Origin of the sequence: Sphingobium sp. LSP13-1-1.1 (assembly GCF_040676415.1) — a bacterium.
Taxonomy (GTDB): domain Bacteria; phylum Pseudomonadota; class Alphaproteobacteria; order Sphingomonadales; family Sphingomonadaceae; genus Sphingobium.
Map to the genome: position 1 here is coordinate 22,669 of NZ_JBEGHU010000008.1, position 17,112 is coordinate 39,780.

A 17,112-nucleotide genomic window follows, 5' to 3' on the forward strand; every position below is an offset into this window, starting at 1 on the left:
GGGACATCCAAGCGCTTTGCGTTTCGCCTCGATGACGCTAAAGCGCGGCGCATGACAAAGCCCGCCCCCAAAGACTGGATCCTTGGCATTTCGCCCTATGTCCCCGGCAAGTCGGCCGCCGATGACGGACGCCCGCTGGCGAAGCTGTCGGCCAATGAGAATCCCTTGGGCACCGGGGAAGCGGCGCGAGCCGCGATGGTCGCGGCGACGGCGGATCTGGCGACCTATCCCGATCCGGCCGCGACCGGGCTGCGCGAGGCGATCGCGGCGGCGCATGGACTGGACCCCGTGCGCGTGATTTACGGCACCGGATCGGACGAGCTGCTGCACATCGCGGCCAGCGCCTATGCCGGGCCGGGGGATGAGATCCTGTACGTCCGCTATGGTTTTTCGGTGTACGACATCGCCGCGCGGCGCGTCGGGGCGACGCCCGTCATCGCAGCGGATGCCGACTATGCGACCGACGTGGACGCGCTGCTCGCGGCGGTGACGGAAAAGACCAAGGTCGTCTTCCTCGCCAATCCCAACAATCCCACCGGGACCATGACGTCGCGGGAGGAGATTGCGCGACTGCACGCCAGCCTGCGGCCCGACATATTGTTCGTGCTGGATCAGGCCTATGCCGAATATCTGGATGCCGAGGAGGATGATGGCGGGCTGGAACTGGCCAGGACCGCATCCAATGTGTTCGTGACGCGCACCTTCTCGAAAATTCATGGCCTGGCGGCCGAACGCATCGGCTGGGGCTATGCCAGCGCCGAGGTGATCGACGTGCTGCATCGCATCCGGGCGCCGTTCAACGTGACGACGGCGGGGCAGGCCGCGGCGGTGGCGGCGATCCAGGACACGGCCTGGATCGAGGCGAGCCGGGTGCACAACCGGAAATGGCGCGAATGGCTGGCAGCGGAAGTGGCCTCGCTGTCCAATCACGGGCTGCGTGCCGTGCCCAGCAAGGCGAATTTCCTGCTGATCCTGTTCGACGGCCGGTTGACGGCCGAGGCGGCGATGAAGGGGCTTTGGGACGAAGGCTTCGCCACGCGCTGGCTGCCTGGACAGGGGCTGCCCAACGGCCTGCGCATCACCATCGGCTCCGAGGATCAGATGCGCAGGGTTGCGGCCAGGCTGCGCGCCATGGCGGAAACCGCCTGATGCTGCCCTTCGCGCGGGTCACGATCATCGGGCTGGGGCTGATCGGCTCCTCGCTGGCGCGGGCGATCCGCGAAACCATGCCGACCGTGCGCGTGACCGGCTATGATGCCGATGCAGGCGTGCGGGAGATTGCGCGGGCCATCGACCTGGCCGACGACGTCACCGATACCGCCGGCGCTTCGGTGACGGACGCCGATCTGGTCGTGCTGTGCGTGCCGGTCCGGGCCATGGGCGCGGCGGCGGCGGAAATTGCCGAAGACCTGCCTGCCGATGCGATCATCAGCGATGTCGGTTCCTGCAAGGCCGACGTGCTGGCGCAGTTGAATGCGGCGCTGCCCGGGCGCAGGGTGGTCCCCGCGCATCCCGTGGCGGGGACCGAGAATAGCGGGCCAGAGGCGGGCTTTGCCTCGCTGTTCCAGGGCCGCTGGTGCATCGTGACGCCACCTGCCGACGCCGATCCAGTGGCGGTGGAGCGGGTGTCCGAACTGTGGCGGCGCGTCGGTGCCGACGTGGAGACGATGGACCCGGCGCATCATGATCTGGTGCTGGCGGTGACCAGCCATTTGCCGCACCTCATCGCCTATACCATCGTCGGCACGGCCAGCGATCTGGAGGACGTGACCCAGTCGGAGGTCATCAAATATTCCGCTGGCGGTTTTCGCGACTTCACGCGCATCGCCGCATCGGATCCGACCATGTGGCGCGACGTGTTCCTGGCGAACAAGGATGCGGTGCTGGAAATGCTCCAGCGTTTTTCGGAGGATTTGTCGGCCTTGCAGCGGGCGATCCGCTGGAATGACGGGGATGCGCTGTTCAACCTGTTCACCCGCACGCGCGCGATCCGGCGGTCGATCATCGAGCAGGGGCAGGACGATCCCAAACCCGATTTCGGGCGGCGTCATTAGAGCGGGTTTCGATCTGATTAAATCAGATCGCCGCTCTGGATTCCTTGTTTTCCGCGATTTCTTAACCAGCGATCGGTTCCGATCGCTTGGAAATCGCTCTAAATGCAGCAGCGTGTTCCGCGCAACCTGTGAACTTGGCTCCTGCCTTCGCAGGGGCACGGCAGGTTATGACGGCCTGTTCAACGCATTGATCGCCGCATGTACCAGGGCTTCCGCCTCGCGCCGGTCGAGGCCGGGGGGAACGATCTCGCCCACCCTGTAGGTTATGGTCCCTGCGCGCTTCATGAACTTGCCGCGCGGCGAGACGCGGCCGCTGTCCACCGCGACGGGTACCACCGGCAGGCCGAGCAGCGCATAGAGCCCGGCAAAACCGGCGCGCAGGGGCGGGCTTTCGCCATGAGGCACGCGGGTGCCCTCCGGAAAGAGACAGACGGCCCGGCCCTCCGCCGTGGCAGCCCTGGCCGCGGCGCGCAGGGCGCGCAGCGCGCTGGCCCCCGCGGTGCGTTCGATGGGGATCAGGCCGTAGCGCCGGGCGATGCCGCCCCAGAGCGGAATGTCGAACAGCTCACGCTTCGCAGCGATGGCGGGACGATCCAGCAGGCAAAGCAGGTCGATCGTCTCGAACATCGATTCATGCTTGACGATATAGAGATAGGGACCGTTCTCCAGCCTTCCTTCGACCCGCACCTTCTGCCCGAGCAGCCAGTATGCGCAACGGCGATGAAAGCGACTCCACGCAGTCGCGACCCGGGGAATCGAGCGCGGAGCGACCAGGTTGGACGCCATCGCCGCAAGGACGAACAGCAGCGATCCCGGATAGAAGATCAGCATGAAGGCAAGGGAGCGCAGCGCGGTCAGCATTCCGGGTAAGCCATTCAGATACCGATGAGCGCCGCCGCCCGGCGTAGCAGATATTTATTATATTCCCGCGCCAGCATGGTGAGGCTGGGGCGGCTGGGCACGGCGTCGTAGACGAGCGTGACCCGTTCCGGCAACGCCTGCCGCAGTTCAAGCGCGGAACGTCGCATGTGCCAGTCGGTGGTGATGAGGCGCACCGTCTTGAAATCCCGCCGCTCCAGCCAGTGCGCGGTCTCTATGGCATTGGAACGCGTGTCGATGGCTTCGCGGCCAAGCGTGATGCAACAGGAAAAGAGGCGTTCAGGCACCTTATATTGCGCAGCCAGTTCCACCGGGCGGACCGAGCGATCGACGCCGGAGATCAGCATTCGCTTGGCCGCGCCGTCCTGAAGCAGCGAAAGGCCGCGATTGATGCGCCCGGCCCCGCCGGTGAGCACGACGATCGCATCGGTCTGGCGACCGTCCAGCGGCTGCGGCAGGAAGATCGCGAACCAGGCAAAGCCCAGCATCCACCCCAGCAGGGTGACGGCGATGAAGCGGACGATCACAGCAGCCGCCCCAACGACCGCAGCACTGTCCAGCGCGCCGCGATACGCGCCAGCAGCACGCATCCCATGGGTATAGCGGCCAGTACGGCCCAGCTGGTCCAGGGTAGCTGGACGGCGCTCAACAGTTCCGATCCGGTAGCCAGCAGCCGCGCGCCGAGCAGCAGGATCACCAGCAATGCGCATGTAAAGCCGAGCGCGCCGCCGAACAGCGCGTCCAGTCCGATACGGCGCTGAAACAGCCGGGCGATCTGCACATCGGTCGCGCCCATGAGGTGCAGGACGTCGATGGTGCCGCGATGGCTGTCATGCGCGGCGCGCGCGGCAAGGACGACCACAGCGCCGGTCGCCAGCGTCATCAGCACGACGATGCCCGCCGCCAGCCAGCCCAACGCGGAAAGCAGGCCCGCGAGCGGCGCGAGGAAAGCGGCATGGGGTTCGATGCGGGCCTTGGGCGACAGTTTGTGGAGCCGGCGGCGAAGGCGCTCCACCTTCACGTCCGCCTGGCCCGGCGTGAGTTCGATGTCGATCAGCGCCGGTATCGGCAGGTCGCCGCTTGCCGCATCCTGCCCCAGCCAGGGGCGAATCTGCTCTGCCAGCGCGGCGGACGAGACCGGACGGACGGCGCGGACGGTCGCGTCCTTGCGCAGTGCGGCGGCAATGCCCGCACCGAGGCGTTCGCGCTGTTCGGCATTGGCTTCCACGATCTGCACCGTCGCGCGGCCAGCGAGGTCGGCGCCCATCGCCTTCACCGCCGCACCCAGGCCAAGACCGGCGGCCGCCGAGAGCACCGTCAGGAACATCATGATGGCGATGATCCAGGGCATGGGGCCAGCCACCCGCCCCTCCGGCAGCAGCCGATGGCGCGCGGCGGCGGCGGCCCGACGATTGCCCAGAGTGCCGGTGGACGCCATCAGCCGGCCACCTGCGGCCGGGGCGGGTAGCGCAGCGACCCGGTCGGGTCGGACAGGCGGCCCTTGTCCAGCTTCATCATCTGCGCGCTTCCCACCTGAGCGATGAGCGGCAGGTCGTGCGTGGCGACGACGATGGTGGTGCCGAGCCGGTTGAGCGCTTCGAACAGGGTCATGAGGCGGCGGGCCATGTCGGCGTCGACGTTGCCGGTCGGCTCATCCGCCACCAATATCTCCGGGCGGCCGATCACCGCGCGGGCGATGGCGACGCGCTGCTGCTCCCCGCCTGAGAGGGTGGCGGGGCGCGCCTGGCCGCGATCGCCCAGGCCCACCCAGTTCAGCATTTCGCTGACAGGCAGGTCGATCTCGCTCTCTTCCATGCCGGCGACGCGCAGCGGCAGGGCGATATTGTCGTATACGGACAGATGCGGGACCAGCCGGAAATCCTGGAACACCACGCCGATGCGGCGGCGGAACCCCGGCAGGCGCTTGCGGGGCAGCGTCACCACATCCTCGCCGAACAGGCGGATGACGCCACGGCTGGGCCGCTGGGCAAGGTAGAGGAGCTTCAGCAGCGATGTCTTGCCCGCGCCCGACGCGCCGGTCAGGAAGTAGAAACCGCCGCCGGCCAGGGAGAAGCTGACGTCGGACAGCGTCTCGCTATCCAGACCATAGCGCAGGCCGACATTTTCGAACTGGACAATGGCCGACATGCGTCAATTTCGGCGCCCGCGCGCTCCCTGCTTCCCCGAGCATATAGCCATGGCACAGTGGACGGGCGGCCGTAAAGCCCATCCGGAAGGCGAGCCAGCCTGTTCCCGCGAGTCGCGCACGATGGAGACGGCATGTTTGAAGCCGCTTGCCCTCGAATCCAACTCGTGCCTATGAAGCAACATGATCCTGGTGTGTCCCAATTGCGCCACGCGCTATATCGTGCCGGACAGCGCCGTCGGCCCGAACGGCCGCCAGGTTCGCTGCGCCGCCTGCAAGCATAGCTGGTTCCAGGAAGGCGCCGCGCTCGCTCCACGGGAAGAAGCGATGGCGACGGCAGGCGTAGCGGAAGCTGCGCCGCCTCCTCGTCCCGCACCACCTCCTCCGCCGCCCCCGCCAGCACCTCCTCCGCCACCTCCACCTGTCGAGGAACCCGCAGCTCCAGCGGTCGAGGCCGTCGCAGCGGCCGAGGAGCCCGAGCCGCTCGCCGCCGCGCCAGAAGAAGCCAGGCCGGATTATCGGTTTGACGATGTCTATGGCCGCGCCCAGGCGGAAGCACATGACGACTGGGCCGAACCTGTGCCCGCCGCCACGAAACCCCGGCGCAACCGGCTGAAGATCTGGACCTATGCGGCGATCGCCTTCTGCCTGGCCGTCGGCGCGGCGGGCGGCGCGCTGTGGTATTTCGGCACGCCTGGCTGGGCGGTCAATCTGGGCCTGGTACCGGAGGAAGGCGATCCGGACCTGCTCTTCTATCTCTCCAAGCCCGCCGAGCGGCGCAAGCTGCCAACCGGAGAGGAATATTTCGCCTTTGGCGCCCGGATCGTGAACAGCGGCAAGCAGGTTCTGCCGGTGCCGCCCGTGCTGGTGCAATTGCGCGACCGGCAGAACCGGCTGGTGTTCAGTTGGACCACCAAGGCGGACCGGACCCGGCTGAAACCGGGCGAAGAAGCGTCGATCAACGAAAGCCGGATCGACATTCCGAAAAATGCCGAAAATCTGTCGCTGACTTTCGTCCAGTAACGGGCAGAAAAGCCGCTATCCGGGCACGGCTTGCTCCTGCAATGGTGGAAACAAGCCGCGCATTATCGAGCCAAGCCGCCGTTCAGGGATAGCTCACCGTCTTCGGCCTTCCCTGCGGAATCGGGATGAATTCCTGATCGTCGCCGGGGATCAGCGGGAAGCGCATGGCTTCCCAATCCTCCCGCGCCTGCATCAGGCGATCGGTCGAGGATGCCACGAAATTCCACCAGACATGGCGCGGCGTCCGGAACGCCTCGCCGCCGCACAGCACCACCCGGCCGCCGTCGACGCTCATCAATGTCGCGCGGATGCCAGGCCGCAGGACGTAGAGCATCTGCGGCTGGAGCATGACTCCGTCCAGCGCCGCATCGCCGCCCGAAACATAGATGGCCCGCTCCTCCGCAGCGGCGTCGATCGGGACCGAACCGCCAGGAGAGAGCTGGATATCGGCATAGATGGTGCTGGCATAGGTGGTCACGGGCGAGGTGGCGCCCCACAGGCTGCCCATGATCACGCGCGCCCGCGCCCCGGCGCCATCGATGACGGGCAGGCCGCCTTCGCCGACATGTTCGAAGGCCGGGTCCATTTCCTCATAACGGTCGGGAAGCGCCAGCCAGGTCTGGATGGCGGACAGTTTCGACAGCTTCGCGCGATCCTCGTCCGGCGACCGCTCGCTGTGGACGATGCCCTTGCCCGCCGTCATCAGGTTGACCGCGCCCGGCTCGATCAGCTGCTCCGTGCCCAGGGAATCGCGATGGAGGAAGCTGCCCTCATACATGTAGGTGACGGTGGCCAGGTTGATGTGCGGGTGCGGGCGAACATCCACGCCCTGTCCCGCCTCTATCCGGGCCGGTCCGGCCTGGTCGAAGAAGATGAAGGGGCCGACCATGGTGCGATCCTTGACCGGTAGAGAGCGATGGACGCGGAAATCGCCCAGATTATGGGTGGTGGGCGTGATCGTCTGTATGATCGGATCGGTCGGGATCATGCTGCGTCCAGTTCGGGATAATGGCGGAAGATATCTTCGTTGGTGAAGGGCAGGCGCCGTTCGCTCGCCAGATAGTCCTGCAATTCGGGCAGCGCCGCAACCCGGTCATGCAGATCAGCAAGGCGCGGAAAGGACGGCATCAGCGTCGCCATGCGCAACGGAAAGGCATGGCGCAGCCCGGCGACCAGATGGAACAGCGACAGATCGGCATAGCTCCAGCGCCGGGCAGCCAGCCAGTCACCGGGCTCGGCGCTCAGCGCATGTTCGAAATAGGTGAGGAATTTGGGGATGCGGCTGGCGCGAAAGCCATGGGCGGCGCGAAGCGCTTCGGCCTTCTGTTCCTCATAATAGAGGCCGGGGCCGAGCGGATGGTGCACGTCATGCGCCTCCGCCACCATGTCCATGACGGTAAGCTGCACCTGCGCCAGCCAATAGCGGGGCCTGAGACCTTCGGGGCCGCATTCATGCCGCTCGGCCAGGTAAAAGAGGATGTTGGCGGTTTGCGCCACGGTGCGGCCATCCGCGACCAGATAGGGCGGGGCGAAGGCCGGACCGGCGTCATGGCGTTCCATATCGGCCATCATCGCGCCGTCCCCATCGATGCGGGCGCAGTCGCGATAGGCAATGCCGCACGCCTCCAGCGTCAGCCGCACGAACTCGCCGCGGCCGGCTATGGTGGACCAGTACCAGAAATCATAGGCCATACGTCGCACCTCCAGCCCCTTGCTCTCACGAAATGCCGGCGGTCAGAGGTTCATCCGGCCGGAAATCGCTTTGGGAACGGCCGCACAACGCGCGAGAGGCGCCATGGTGTCATTCGCCCGGCGCGCGCGCCTTGATCGCCAGGGCATGAACCTTTTCGCGCAGCAGATCGGCCAGCGCGGCATTGACCAGCCGCTGGCGAGCCACGCGGTTCTGGCCAGTGAAGCGGTCGGAAACGATCTCCACGGTGAAGTGGCTTTCCCCCGATCCATCATGCCCGGCGTGCCCGCGATGCTTCTCGCTGTCGTCGATCACGGCGAGCCGTTCGGGATTGAGGGCGGCCTGCAGCCGGGCTTCGATTTCGGTGGCCACTGGTCCTTGCGGCGTGGAGGGGTCTTTCAGAATCTCGGTCATCGCCCCTATATAGGCCCTTTGCTCCCCGTTGCATCAGGACAATCTTGGCTGGCGATTCCTTCTCGACCCGACGTTTCAACCGTTTCCACGGCCGCGTGGAAAGCGACCGCCCCTGCGCGGCGCCCGGCTGCGATGAACCGGGGGAATTTCGCGCGCCCCCCATGGAGGGAGGCCCGTCGCACCAAGAAGGCCCGCGCTGGCGCTGGCTGTGCCTCGACCATGTGCGGGAATTCAACCAGGGCTATAATTTCTTCACCGGCATGAGCCCGGAGGAGATCGCCGCCGCCCAGCGCCCCTATGCGGGATGGGAAAGGGAAACCCGGGCCTTTTCCTCCAACGCTGCCAGCCCGCCGCCCCGATGGTCGGACTTCCAGGATCCGCTGGACGCCATCGGCGCCAAGTTCAGGGAGCGGGTGGCGAAGGCCCGGGCCGACAGCCAGATGCGGCAGGACGGCAAGTTCCTGTCGCGGGACGACCGCAAGGCGCTGGAGGTGATGGGGCTGCCCATCGATGCCGACCGCAGGGCGCTGCGGCAGCGCTATACCGAATTGCTGCGGCGCTTTCATCCCGATCATAATGGCGGCGACCGCAGCCATGAGGCATCGCTGCAGGGGGTGATCGAGGCCTATCAGCTCCTGCGCAAGGCGGAGGCCTTTGCCTGAGCCGCGTCGCACAGCCCATCGTCCCCTCCCCCCGCCGGCGCTGGTCGGGCAGGGGGCCAATTTGGCCGAATGGGCTGCTTGATCCCGGCCTGCTAAAGCCCCACTCTATCGACATGCCCGTCCCCTATGGCTAGGGCAGTGCCGACCAGACCGTTCAAAGAGATTAGAAGATGACCGACATCCCGAACGTCCAACCCGATACCCGCGCCGAAACGCTGTTGGCATCGCCCGACCGCGAAGTGGATGCGCGCGAAGTGTTCGGCATCGATGTCGACATGAAGATACCCGCCTTTTCGGAAGCCGATGAGCGGGTGCCCGATCTCGACCCCGCCTATGTGTTCGATCCGGATACCACGCTCGCGATCTTGGCGGGCTTTGCCTATAACCGTCGCGTGATGGTGCAGGGCTATCACGGCACCGGCAAGTCCAGCCATATCGAGCAGGTCGCGGCGCGGCTGCGCTGGCCGTGCATCCGCATCAATCTGGACGCGCATATCAGCCGCATCGACCTGGTCGGGCGCGACGCCATCGTCCTGAAGGAAGGGCAGCAGGTCACCGAATTTCGCGAAGGGCTGCTCCCCTGGGCCCTGCAACGGCCGGTCGCGTTGGTGTTCGACGAATATGACGCCGGCCGTCCGGACGTGATGTTCGTGATCCAGCGCGTGCTGGAAACCGACGGCAAGATGACGCTGCTCGACCAGAATCGCGTCATCCGGCCCAATCCCTGGTTCCGCCTTTTCGCGACCGCCAATACCGTGGGTCTGGGCGACACGACCGGCCTTTATCACGGCACGCAGCAGATCAACCAGGGCCAGATGGACCGTTGGAACCTGGTCGTGGCGCTCAACTACCTGCCCGCCGCGACCGAGGCGCAGGTGGTGCTGGCCAAGTCCGGCGAATATGACCATGAGGGCGGCCGCAAGGAAGTCGAGAACATGATCAAGGTGGCGGAGCTGACCCGCCAGGGCTTCATCAACGGCGACATCTCGACCGTCATGTCGCCGCGCACCGTGATAAGCTGGGCGCAGAACGCCCTGATCTTCAAGAATATAGGCTTCGCCTTCCGCCTGTCCTTCCTCAACAAATGCGATGAGGCGGAGCGGCCGCTGGTGGCCGAATATTATCAGCGCGTCTTCGGCAAGGACCTGCCCGAAAGCGTCGCCCACCGGGCGGCCTGAGCGCGCAGGGAGGAACGAGCCATGATCGTCGTCGAACGGATCGATCCATCGGGCGGCACCGCCCACCGGATCAGCATCCGCGGCCATGAGCTGATCGCGGACATGTCGGCGCCCGACGGCCATGACGCCGGACCCGACCCGCATGACCTGTATGATTCGGCGCTGGGCGCCTGCAAGGCGATGACCATGCTCTGGTATGCGCAACGCAACGGCATTCCGGTGGAGGACATCCACGTCGGCGTGGTGCGCGACGCAAGCCGGGAACGGGAGGGCGTCTACAGGCTGACCACGCGCATCGCCCTGTCCGGTCCGCTCACCGCCGACCAGCATGACAGGCTGATCGCCGTGGCCGCGAAATGCCCTTTGCACAAGCTGATGAGCGAGGTGGAGACTGAGATCGAGACCATCGCGGTGCCCTATGTCGGAGAGGGCGAGCGGCCATGAACGCCGCCGCCTGTACGAACGCGCTCCGTGCCCCGCGGGATGAAGGGCGTCGCTGCCTGAACGGTTGCCTTCACCCTGCGTCGGGCGGGATGCTGCTGGACACATGACCGACCGTTCGCTTCTCGACGCCTTCAAGGATGTGCTGTCCGGCGCAGCGCGATCGATTGCGCGCGACGCGGAGGTGGAGGTCAGCTTCACCGCCGACACACCGCATATGGCGGGCAAGGCGATCAAGGTGCCGACGCCTGGACGCAACCTTCCCGCTGATCAGGTGGCGCTGGCGCGGGGCTTTGCCGACGCCAATGCGCTGCGGCTGCGGCATCACAATGCCCGGATCCACAACGCGGCCGCGCCCGCCGACGCGACCGCGCGGGCCGTCTATGATGCGGTGGAGCAGGCGCGGGTCGAGGCGATCGGTTCGCGGGCGATGGAAGGGGTTCGGGCGAACCTGAACCATGCGCTGGACCTGCGCCTGAAATCCGACCCGATCCGGCGGGCGCGTTCGTCCGAGGAAGTACCCCTGTCGACGGCGCTGGCGCTCAAGGTCCGCGAGCGGCTGACCGGGCAGGCCGCGCCCAGGGACGTGCAGGCGGGCCTGGCGATGATCGACCAGTGGATCGAGGAAAAGGCGGGCGCTGATCTCGACGCTTTGGCCATGGCCATTGACGACCAGCGCGCCTTCCAGAAGCTGACCACCGCCATGCTGGAGCATCTCGCGCTTGTCGACGAAGACATGCCGCCCGAGACTGATGATTCCGAGACGCCGGACGAGGGCGAGGACGAGGAGCAGCAACAGGACGAGAGCGACAGCGGCGAGGACGAGGCCGGCGATAGCGACGCCTTTGCCGAGACGCGCGCCGAGGATCAGGGCGGGGAAAGCCAGAACGGCGAAACCGAATATAGCGATCAGTTCGATCCCGGCAGCGAGGATGGCGCGGAGGATATGGGCGAGGACGGCATGATGCCTGTTCGCCCGAACCGGCCGATGGGCGACCTCCCGCCGGGCTTCGACTACAAGGCTTATACGCTGCTGCATGACGAGGTGGTGACCGCCACCGACCTGTGTGACGAAGATGAATTGCTGCGCCTGCGCGGCTTCCTGGACCAGCAGCTCGTCAGCCTGCAGGGCGCGGTGACGAAACTGGCCAATCGGCTGCAGCGGCGGCTGATGGCGCAGCAGTCGCGGAGCTGGGACTTCGACCAGGAAGAGGGGCTGCTCGACGCGGCGCGGCTGGCGCGGATCGTGATCGATCCGACACGATCGCTGTCCTACAAGATCGAGCGGGATATCGAGTTCCGCGATACCGTCGTCATGCTGCTGATCGACAATTCCGGGTCCATGCGCGGCCGGCCGATTTCCATCGCGGCGATCAGCGCCGATATCATGGCGCGCACGCTGGAACGCTGCGGCGTGAAGACGGAGATACTGGGCTTCACCACCCGCGCCTGGAAGGGCGGGCAGAGCCGGGAGGACTGGCTGGCGGCCGGGCGTCCCCCGATGCCGGGGCGTTTGAACGACCTGCGCCACATCATCTACAAGAAGGCGGACGAACCCTGGCGCCGGGCGCGCAAGAATCTCGGCCTGATGATGCGGGAGGGGTTGCTCAAGGAGAATATCGACGGCGAGGCGCTGCTCTGGGCGCATGGCCGGCTGCTGGCGCGGAACGAGGAACGCCGCATATTGATGGTGATCTCCGACGGCGCGCCTGTCGATGATTCCACCCTGTCGGTGAACAGCGGCACCTATCTGGAACGCCATTTGCGGCAGGTGATCGAATGGATCGAGAACCGCTCGCCCGTTCAGCTCGTGGCGATCGGCATCGGCCATGACGTGACCCGCTATTATCGCCGCGCAGTGACCATCATGGATGCCGAACAGCTTGGCGGCACCATGGTGGAACAGCTCGCGGCGCTGTTCGACGATTAGAAGCCCTGCTTGTCCGGGCTTTGGCGCTGTCGCAACCCGGACCTTCCCCTTGAAAAGAAGAGCGCCGGTTTCGACCTCGTCATGGCGCGGACAGGCGTTTTGACAGGAGAGTGCAATGAGTGTCGCCTTTCGTCGCGAGAGTGACGAGGAGCATCTGGAGCCCACTTTCGAACTTCCGCTGCCGCCCGGTCCCAATTGGGTGACTGCGCGCGGCCTGCGGCTGACGCGGGAGAAGGTGGAAGCGCTGGAGGCGGTGGAAATGGATGGCATGGCCGAAGACGAGGCCAAGAAACTGAAGCGCGAGTTGCGATACTGGCGGACCCGGCTTGCCACCGCGGAGGTGCGGCCGATCCCGGACGGGGAGGCGGTCGCCTTCGGCAGCCGCGTGACCTACAGCTTGAACGGCAAGGAAAGGCAGATCTGCATCGTCGGCGATGATGAAGCGGATCCTGCCGAAGGGCGCATCGCCTTTTCCGCGCCGCTCGCCCGCGCGATGATGGACGCGGAGGGTGGCGAGAGCGTGGATTTCGGTGGAAGGGCCGCTGCGCTCACCATCGTGGCGATCGAGCCGATCATCGAGGATTGATCCCAACGAAAAAGCCCTCCAGTTGCGGCTGGAGGGCTTTGTTCCATCAGGCGTTGCGGCCGGCCTCGAACAGGAACCAGGCGCGTTCCTCCGCCTCGTCCGTCCAATCGTCGATAATGCCTTCCGTCGCATTGTCGCCCGCTTCCGTGGCTGCGGCCTTGGCGGCGCGCAGGGCCTCCACCAGCTTCAGATTGTCCTCCCGCAACTCGTTCAGCATGTCGCCGGGGCTGACATAATCGGCGTCATTGTCGGCAAGGGACTGGTGACGCGAAATGTCGCCGATGGAACGCAGCGTCGTGTTCCCGGTCTTGCGCACGCGTTCGGCGATCAGATCGGTGGTGGCCAGGATCTGCGTCGCCTGCTCGTCGAACATCAGATGATAGTCGCGGAAATGGGGACCGGACACGTGCCAGTGGAAATTCTTGGTCTTGAAATACAGCGCATAGCTGTCCGCGAGCACGCCGTTCAGCGCCTCCGCGACCGTTTTCGTTGCGTTGCTGCGCAAATCTGTCGGAGTCTTGAGATCGGGGGCTGTCATGCTTGGCTCCTGCTAAGGGACTTGGTTTCGGACATATAATGATCTGTGCCCGATATGGTGCCATGACAAAACAGGGAACTCCGCCAAAAAAGCCGTTCAGTCTGATGCATTCCGTCGATCAGGCGAGGTGCAGAGCCGACACCGCCGCCGCCATCCCCGCGAGCAGCAGCAGCACGGCGCCGCCAAGCCGAATGGCGCGAAGCGGCAGCGCGTCGAACGCCGCGCCGCGCAGCAGGAGGACGGGAACAGTCGCGGCGATGATGCCGATCGCCCCGCCCGTTGCGGCCAGCACCGGATCGGCGGTGCGCACGGCGATTCCCAGGATCAGGAATTGCGCGCCGTCCCCGAAGCCGAGGATGAAGAGACCAAGCGCACTGGTGAGAAAGGGCCCAAACCGCCAGTTCGCCAGGGGGTCAGGCCGCTTCGTCGGCCAGAACATCCCGACCGCCAGGAAGATCAAAGCCAGCGCCAGGAACAGCAACCGCCCGTCCGTCCCCAGCATCGGCGCGATAAAGGCGCCCGCCGCCGCGCCGATCGCCGCATTGGCGAAAGCCGCCGCCACGATCCCCGCGATCACCGCTCCATCGCGCTGGAACCGTTCGGCCAGGGCCAGGGCCAGCAACTGCCCCTTGTCGCCGGTTTCGGCCAACAGACAGCCGAGCAGCGCGATCAGCAATGCATCCATTCAGCCGGTCAGACGGTCAGCCGCGTGCCAGGCCCCGCCGCCGGCCTGGCGGCGACAGGCATCGCTATCACCTCCGCATCGGGCATTTCAGCCGCGATCGCGTCGCGCATCAGGTCGAGATAGGACATGACGACAGGCCCCGCGCCCTGCAGCGACAGCGCCGACTGCAATGTGCCGGCCAGGCCTTCGACATTGTCGAGGTGGAAGGCGCGGGCAATATGGCGTATCCGGTCAATCTCGTCCCGCAGGCGCGCCAAGGAGATATGCCCCCGTTCGCCCGCGAGCGCGTCCACCCGCCGCAGCAGATCGGCAAGAATGGCCAGCATCGGATCATGTCGCATGGAGAAGACTCCCCCGTCCTGTAACTCCGACTCCACCGATAGACCCGAGCCGGTTAAGGCCGCGTAAAGTGTAGCATGGCCGCCGCATTTCGGCCACGAGCCTTGACACCGATCCGAATCTGCCTCATGGGGCACCGCTGAAACGGGGCGGTCCCTTGCTCGCAAGAGATTTGGGGCCGCTCTTCTTTTTCACGATATTCACGACCAGGGACTAAGGCCATGGCCAAGCCAGCAACCGTCAAGATTCGCCTCGTCAGCTCGGCTGACACCGGCTTCTTCTACGTGACCAAGAAGAATCCGCGCACCAAGACCGAGAAGCTGAGCTTCCGGAAATATGACCCCGTCGTGCGCAAGCATGTCGAGTTCAAGGAAGCCAAGATCAAGTGATCGCGCAGGTGGCTGACGCCGCCTGACGCCATTCGGATTCGCGGCGTATATAGCCCGAACGAAGAGGCCCGTTCCTAAGGGAACGGGCCTTTCCTTGTTTCCCAGCCGTGCTCAAGGCGAGGTCGGCTTGCCATCCTCCGCAGGGCCGGGAGGGGTCGGCAAGGACGACTTTCTGGCGCCAGAGCGCAGGAAGCCGTCCCTTGCCGGCGAACAGGGCCGGGCCGGCGCCAAGGCTCAGTTTCCGACCGGCTGACCGTCCGTACGGCGCACCACGATCGTCGAGGAACGCGGCGGCTGCCCCGACACCGGCCAGTTGCCCGTGGGATGCTGGATATTGATGAAGAAGTTCCGAAGGTCCGGCGTATAGGCGATGCCGGTGATCTCGCAGCCCGTGGGACCGACCAGGAAGCGCTTGGACGCCTTGCTGGTCTGGTCGACATGGTACATCGAATTGTTGCCAAAGGCCTGCGTCATGTTCACCGCCGTGCCGTTCAACGTACCGGCGTTGCCCGTGAGGTTGTGGTCGGTCTGAACCCACAGGCGGCCCTGCGGATCGATGCGAAGGCCATCGGGACTGGAGAAATAATCGCCGTTGATGTTCCCCTTCAGATTCGCTTCGGCAAGGTTGGGATTGCCCGCCAGCAGGAAAATTTCCCAGGTGAAGCCGGTTGCGAGCGGTGAATCGCCATTTTCGCGGAACTTCAGGATGTGGCCGTGCAGGTTGGTCACGCGCGGATTGGGATTGTCGGTGACGCGGCGACCGCTGTTGTTGGTCAGCGTGACGAAGATCGCCTGATGATTCGGCGCGACCGTGATCCATTCCGGCCGGTCCATCAGCGTACCGCCGGCGACGCGGGCGGCCGACTGGGCGTTGATGAGCACATCGGCCGTGCTGTTGAAGCTGACGGTGGTGGGGGTGGGCGGCGTGGTTGACTGGCTGACGTTGCCGGGATCGGTGGCGTTGGCGACCAGGCCGTTCTGGCCCTGCACCAGCGCCCGCCACTCCCCCGTGCCGTCCGCATTGAAGCGCGCCACATAGAGCGTGCCGTAATCGAGCAGGTCGACGTTCGATGCGCGATTGCTGGTGCTGTAGGCGCGATCGGGCACGAACTTGTAGATGCAGCCCGGCGTCGAATCGTCGCCCATATAGAAGGCGACGCGATTGTTGGCGTCATTCAGATAGGCGGTATTCTCATGGGAGAATCGGCCCATGGCGGTGCGCTTGGTCGGCGCGGCCAGTTCCTGATAGGGATCGATCTCCACGACCCAGCCGTAATTGTTGCTGGGCTGCGTGGGATCCAGATAATTATTGGTCGTCTCTTCGCAGGTCAGATAGGTGCCCCAGGGCGTGCGGCCCGAGGAACAGTTGTTGAGCGTACCGCGAATGGTCGAGGACAGCAGGCCCGCAGCCGGTCCGCCAACGCGATAATCGGTGTTGCCGCTATAGCGCTTGTTGAAGCGCGATCCCGCCTTGACGGCGAACTTGCCGTCCGTGCCCTTGGCGATTTCCACCACCGAAACGCCGACGGCCGACAGGGCGAGCGCCTTCTGGTCCGCGGTGGCGGTGGCGGCGTTATAGGTGCCGCTGGCGAAGAGGATATTATAATCCGGCAGTTCATGGTTGATCGCCAGCAGGCCGCCGCTGTTGGGATCGACGCCCGACAGGTCGAAAAACTCCATGCCGTCATGATTGCCGCCCGCCCACAAATTGGTCTGGCTCGCGCTGCCGGGGATGCTGCCGGGGGCATAGGGGGTGCCAGGCTCCACCGAATCGCCCGCCTTCAGCAACACATCGACAGTGTAGCCGGCAGGAACGGTGACCGTGTCGTTGCTGTTGATCGCGACCGACGCGAAGGCGATGGCATAGCTGGGCGCCGGGGTCGGCGTGGGAAGGGGCGCGGGCGAGCCGGAGGCTTCGTCGTCGCCGCATGCCGTCAGCGCGCCCAGCATCGGCAGCATGGAAAGGCCCAGCAGGCCGTTCTTCAGCACGGTGCGGCGCGCCGGATTGGCGGCGACGATCGATTCCAGGCTATCTTCGCCCGCGGTGATCTTTGGCTGCGCATCGCGAAAGGCCGCGCGCGCCTCGTCGGTCAGATGAGACATGGATGAATACCCCTGTGCATAATCCGGGCTGTCGGCTGGAGGCCGCGCCGGTGGC

20 protein-coding genes are annotated in these 17,112 nt (G+C 65.6%); 9 read left to right on the forward strand and 11 right to left on the reverse strand.

Going from position 1 to position 17,112, the window contains the following annotated elements; all coding sequences use genetic code 11:
- Window positions 1-51 precede the first annotated feature (51 nt).
- Together hisC and MRBLSP13_RS06405 are read left to right on the forward strand one after the other, a co-directional pair.
- Window positions 52-1,149 carry a histidinol-phosphate transaminase gene (hisC, locus tag MRBLSP13_RS06400; RefSeq protein WP_363735733.1) on the forward strand — a complete coding sequence of 366 codons (1,098 nt, stop codon included), beginning with the start codon at window positions 52-54 and terminating at the stop codon, window positions 1,147-1,149.
- Entirely contained in the window at window positions 1,149-2,054 is a 906-nt protein-coding gene (locus tag MRBLSP13_RS06405) for a prephenate/arogenate dehydrogenase family protein (protein ID WP_363735732.1), read from the forward strand. Before hisC ends, MRBLSP13_RS06405 begins: the two co-directional genes overlap by 1 nt.
- A gap of 165 nt (window positions 2,055-2,219) precedes the next feature.
- Here the strand turns inward: MRBLSP13_RS06405 and MRBLSP13_RS06410 are convergent, their stop codons facing one another.
- Genes MRBLSP13_RS06410 through ftsE form a run of 4 tightly spaced genes read right to left on the reverse strand, consistent with a single transcriptional unit; the run spans window position 2,220 to window position 5,081 of the window.
- Window positions 2,220-2,915 carry a lysophospholipid acyltransferase family protein gene (locus tag MRBLSP13_RS06410; protein WP_363735731.1) on the reverse strand — a complete coding sequence of 232 codons (696 nt, stop codon included), beginning with the start codon at window positions 2,913-2,915 and terminating at the stop codon, window positions 2,220-2,222.
- A gap of 14 nt (window positions 2,916-2,929) precedes the next feature.
- Window positions 2,930-3,460 carry a YdcF family protein gene (locus tag MRBLSP13_RS06415; RefSeq protein ID WP_363735730.1) on the reverse strand — a complete coding sequence of 177 codons (531 nt, stop codon included), beginning with the start codon at window positions 3,458-3,460 and terminating at the stop codon, window positions 2,930-2,932.
- Window positions 3,457-4,371, reverse strand: a complete 915-nt coding sequence (locus MRBLSP13_RS06420; RefSeq protein ID WP_363753458.1) for a cell division protein FtsX — start codon at window positions 4,369-4,371, stop codon at window positions 3,457-3,459. The genes MRBLSP13_RS06415 and MRBLSP13_RS06420 overlap by 4 nt, the downstream gene beginning before the upstream one ends.
- Window positions 4,371-5,081 carry a cell division ATP-binding protein FtsE gene (gene ftsE / locus MRBLSP13_RS06425; protein ID WP_363735727.1) on the reverse strand — a complete coding sequence of 237 codons (711 nt, stop codon included), beginning with the start codon at window positions 5,079-5,081 and terminating at the stop codon, window positions 4,371-4,373. Before ftsE ends, MRBLSP13_RS06420 begins: the two co-directional genes overlap by 1 nt.
- Before the next feature lie 181 nt (window positions 5,082-5,262).
- On the opposite strand from ftsE, the gene MRBLSP13_RS06430 reads away from it, so the two are divergent.
- A complete protein-coding gene (locus MRBLSP13_RS06430; protein ID WP_363753461.1) occupies window positions 5,263-6,102 on the forward strand; it encodes an MJ0042-type zinc finger domain-containing protein in 840 nt (279 codons plus the stop codon).
- A gap of 82 nt (window positions 6,103-6,184) precedes the next feature.
- Here the strand turns inward: MRBLSP13_RS06430 and MRBLSP13_RS06435 are convergent, their stop codons facing one another.
- The 3 genes from MRBLSP13_RS06435 to MRBLSP13_RS06445 form a co-directional block, all read right to left on the reverse strand.
- Window positions 6,185-7,090: a pirin family protein gene (locus MRBLSP13_RS06435; RefSeq protein WP_363735725.1), complete on the reverse strand. Its 906-nt coding sequence runs from the start codon at window positions 7,088-7,090 to the stop codon at window positions 6,185-6,187.
- Window positions 7,087-7,794 carry a glutathione S-transferase gene (locus MRBLSP13_RS06440; protein WP_363735751.1) on the reverse strand — a complete coding sequence of 236 codons (708 nt, stop codon included), beginning with the start codon at window positions 7,792-7,794 and terminating at the stop codon, window positions 7,087-7,089. The genes MRBLSP13_RS06435 and MRBLSP13_RS06440 overlap by 4 nt, the downstream gene beginning before the upstream one ends.
- A 109-nt stretch (window positions 7,795-7,903) precedes the next feature.
- On the reverse strand, window positions 7,904-8,206 hold the full coding sequence (locus tag MRBLSP13_RS06445) for a BolA family protein (RefSeq protein ID WP_133653075.1): 303 nt from the start codon (window positions 8,204-8,206) through the stop codon (window positions 7,904-7,906).
- Window positions 8,207-8,250: 44 nt separating this feature from the next.
- Here MRBLSP13_RS06445 and MRBLSP13_RS06450 point away from each other — a divergent pair, with 44 nt between their 5' ends.
- From MRBLSP13_RS06450 to MRBLSP13_RS06470, 5 genes are all read left to right on the forward strand, one after another.
- Window positions 8,251-8,868, forward strand: a complete 618-nt coding sequence (locus tag MRBLSP13_RS06450) for a J domain-containing protein (RefSeq protein ID WP_363753464.1) — start codon at window positions 8,251-8,253, stop codon at window positions 8,866-8,868.
- 170 nt (window positions 8,869-9,038) lie between these two features.
- The gene (gene cobS / locus MRBLSP13_RS06455) at window positions 9,039-10,046 is read left to right on the forward strand and encodes a cobaltochelatase subunit CobS (RefSeq protein WP_133653073.1); all 1,008 of its coding nucleotides are present in this window, start codon (window positions 9,039-9,041) and stop codon (window positions 10,044-10,046) included.
- A 21-nt stretch (window positions 10,047-10,067) separates the two neighbouring features.
- On the forward strand, window positions 10,068-10,490 hold the full coding sequence (locus MRBLSP13_RS06460; RefSeq protein WP_133653072.1) for an OsmC family protein: 423 nt from the start codon (window positions 10,068-10,070) through the stop codon (window positions 10,488-10,490).
- A gap of 103 nt (window positions 10,491-10,593) precedes the next feature.
- Window positions 10,594-12,417, forward strand: a complete 1,824-nt coding sequence (gene cobT, locus MRBLSP13_RS06465; protein WP_363753466.1) for a cobaltochelatase subunit CobT — start codon at window positions 10,594-10,596, stop codon at window positions 12,415-12,417.
- A 115-nt stretch (window positions 12,418-12,532) separates the two neighbouring features.
- A complete protein-coding gene (locus MRBLSP13_RS06470; RefSeq protein ID WP_363753468.1) occupies window positions 12,533-13,003 on the forward strand; it encodes a GreA/GreB family elongation factor in 471 nt (156 codons plus the stop codon).
- Between the two features lie 46 nt (window positions 13,004-13,049).
- Here the strand turns inward: MRBLSP13_RS06470 and MRBLSP13_RS06475 are convergent, their stop codons facing one another.
- The 3 genes from MRBLSP13_RS06475 to MRBLSP13_RS06485 all read right to left on the reverse strand — a co-directional run bounded on the left by MRBLSP13_RS06475 (window position 13,050) and on the right by MRBLSP13_RS06485 (window position 14,567).
- On the reverse strand, window positions 13,050-13,541 hold the full coding sequence (locus MRBLSP13_RS06475; RefSeq protein ID WP_133653069.1) for a Dps family protein: 492 nt from the start codon (window positions 13,539-13,541) through the stop codon (window positions 13,050-13,052).
- 118 nt (window positions 13,542-13,659) lie between these two features.
- Entirely contained in the window at window positions 13,660-14,226 is a 567-nt protein-coding gene (locus MRBLSP13_RS06480; protein WP_363753472.1) for a TMEM165/GDT1 family protein, read from the reverse strand.
- A gap of 8 nt (window positions 14,227-14,234) precedes the next feature.
- Window positions 14,235-14,567: a hypothetical protein gene (locus MRBLSP13_RS06485; RefSeq protein WP_133653067.1), complete on the reverse strand. Its 333-nt coding sequence runs from the start codon at window positions 14,565-14,567 to the stop codon at window positions 14,235-14,237.
- 219 nt (window positions 14,568-14,786) lie between these two features.
- Here MRBLSP13_RS06485 and rpmG point away from each other — a divergent pair, with 219 nt between their 5' ends.
- Window positions 14,787-14,954 carry a 50S ribosomal protein L33 gene (rpmG, locus tag MRBLSP13_RS06490; RefSeq protein WP_007687342.1) on the forward strand — a complete coding sequence of 56 codons (168 nt, stop codon included), beginning with the start codon at window positions 14,787-14,789 and terminating at the stop codon, window positions 14,952-14,954.
- 234 nt (window positions 14,955-15,188) lie between these two features.
- Here the strand turns inward: rpmG and MRBLSP13_RS06495 are convergent, their stop codons facing one another.
- The gene (locus MRBLSP13_RS06495) at window positions 15,189-17,057 is read right to left on the reverse strand and encodes a PhoX family protein (protein ID WP_363753475.1); all 1,869 of its coding nucleotides are present in this window, start codon (window positions 17,055-17,057) and stop codon (window positions 15,189-15,191) included.
- Between the last annotated feature and the right edge of the window lie 55 nt (window positions 17,058-17,112).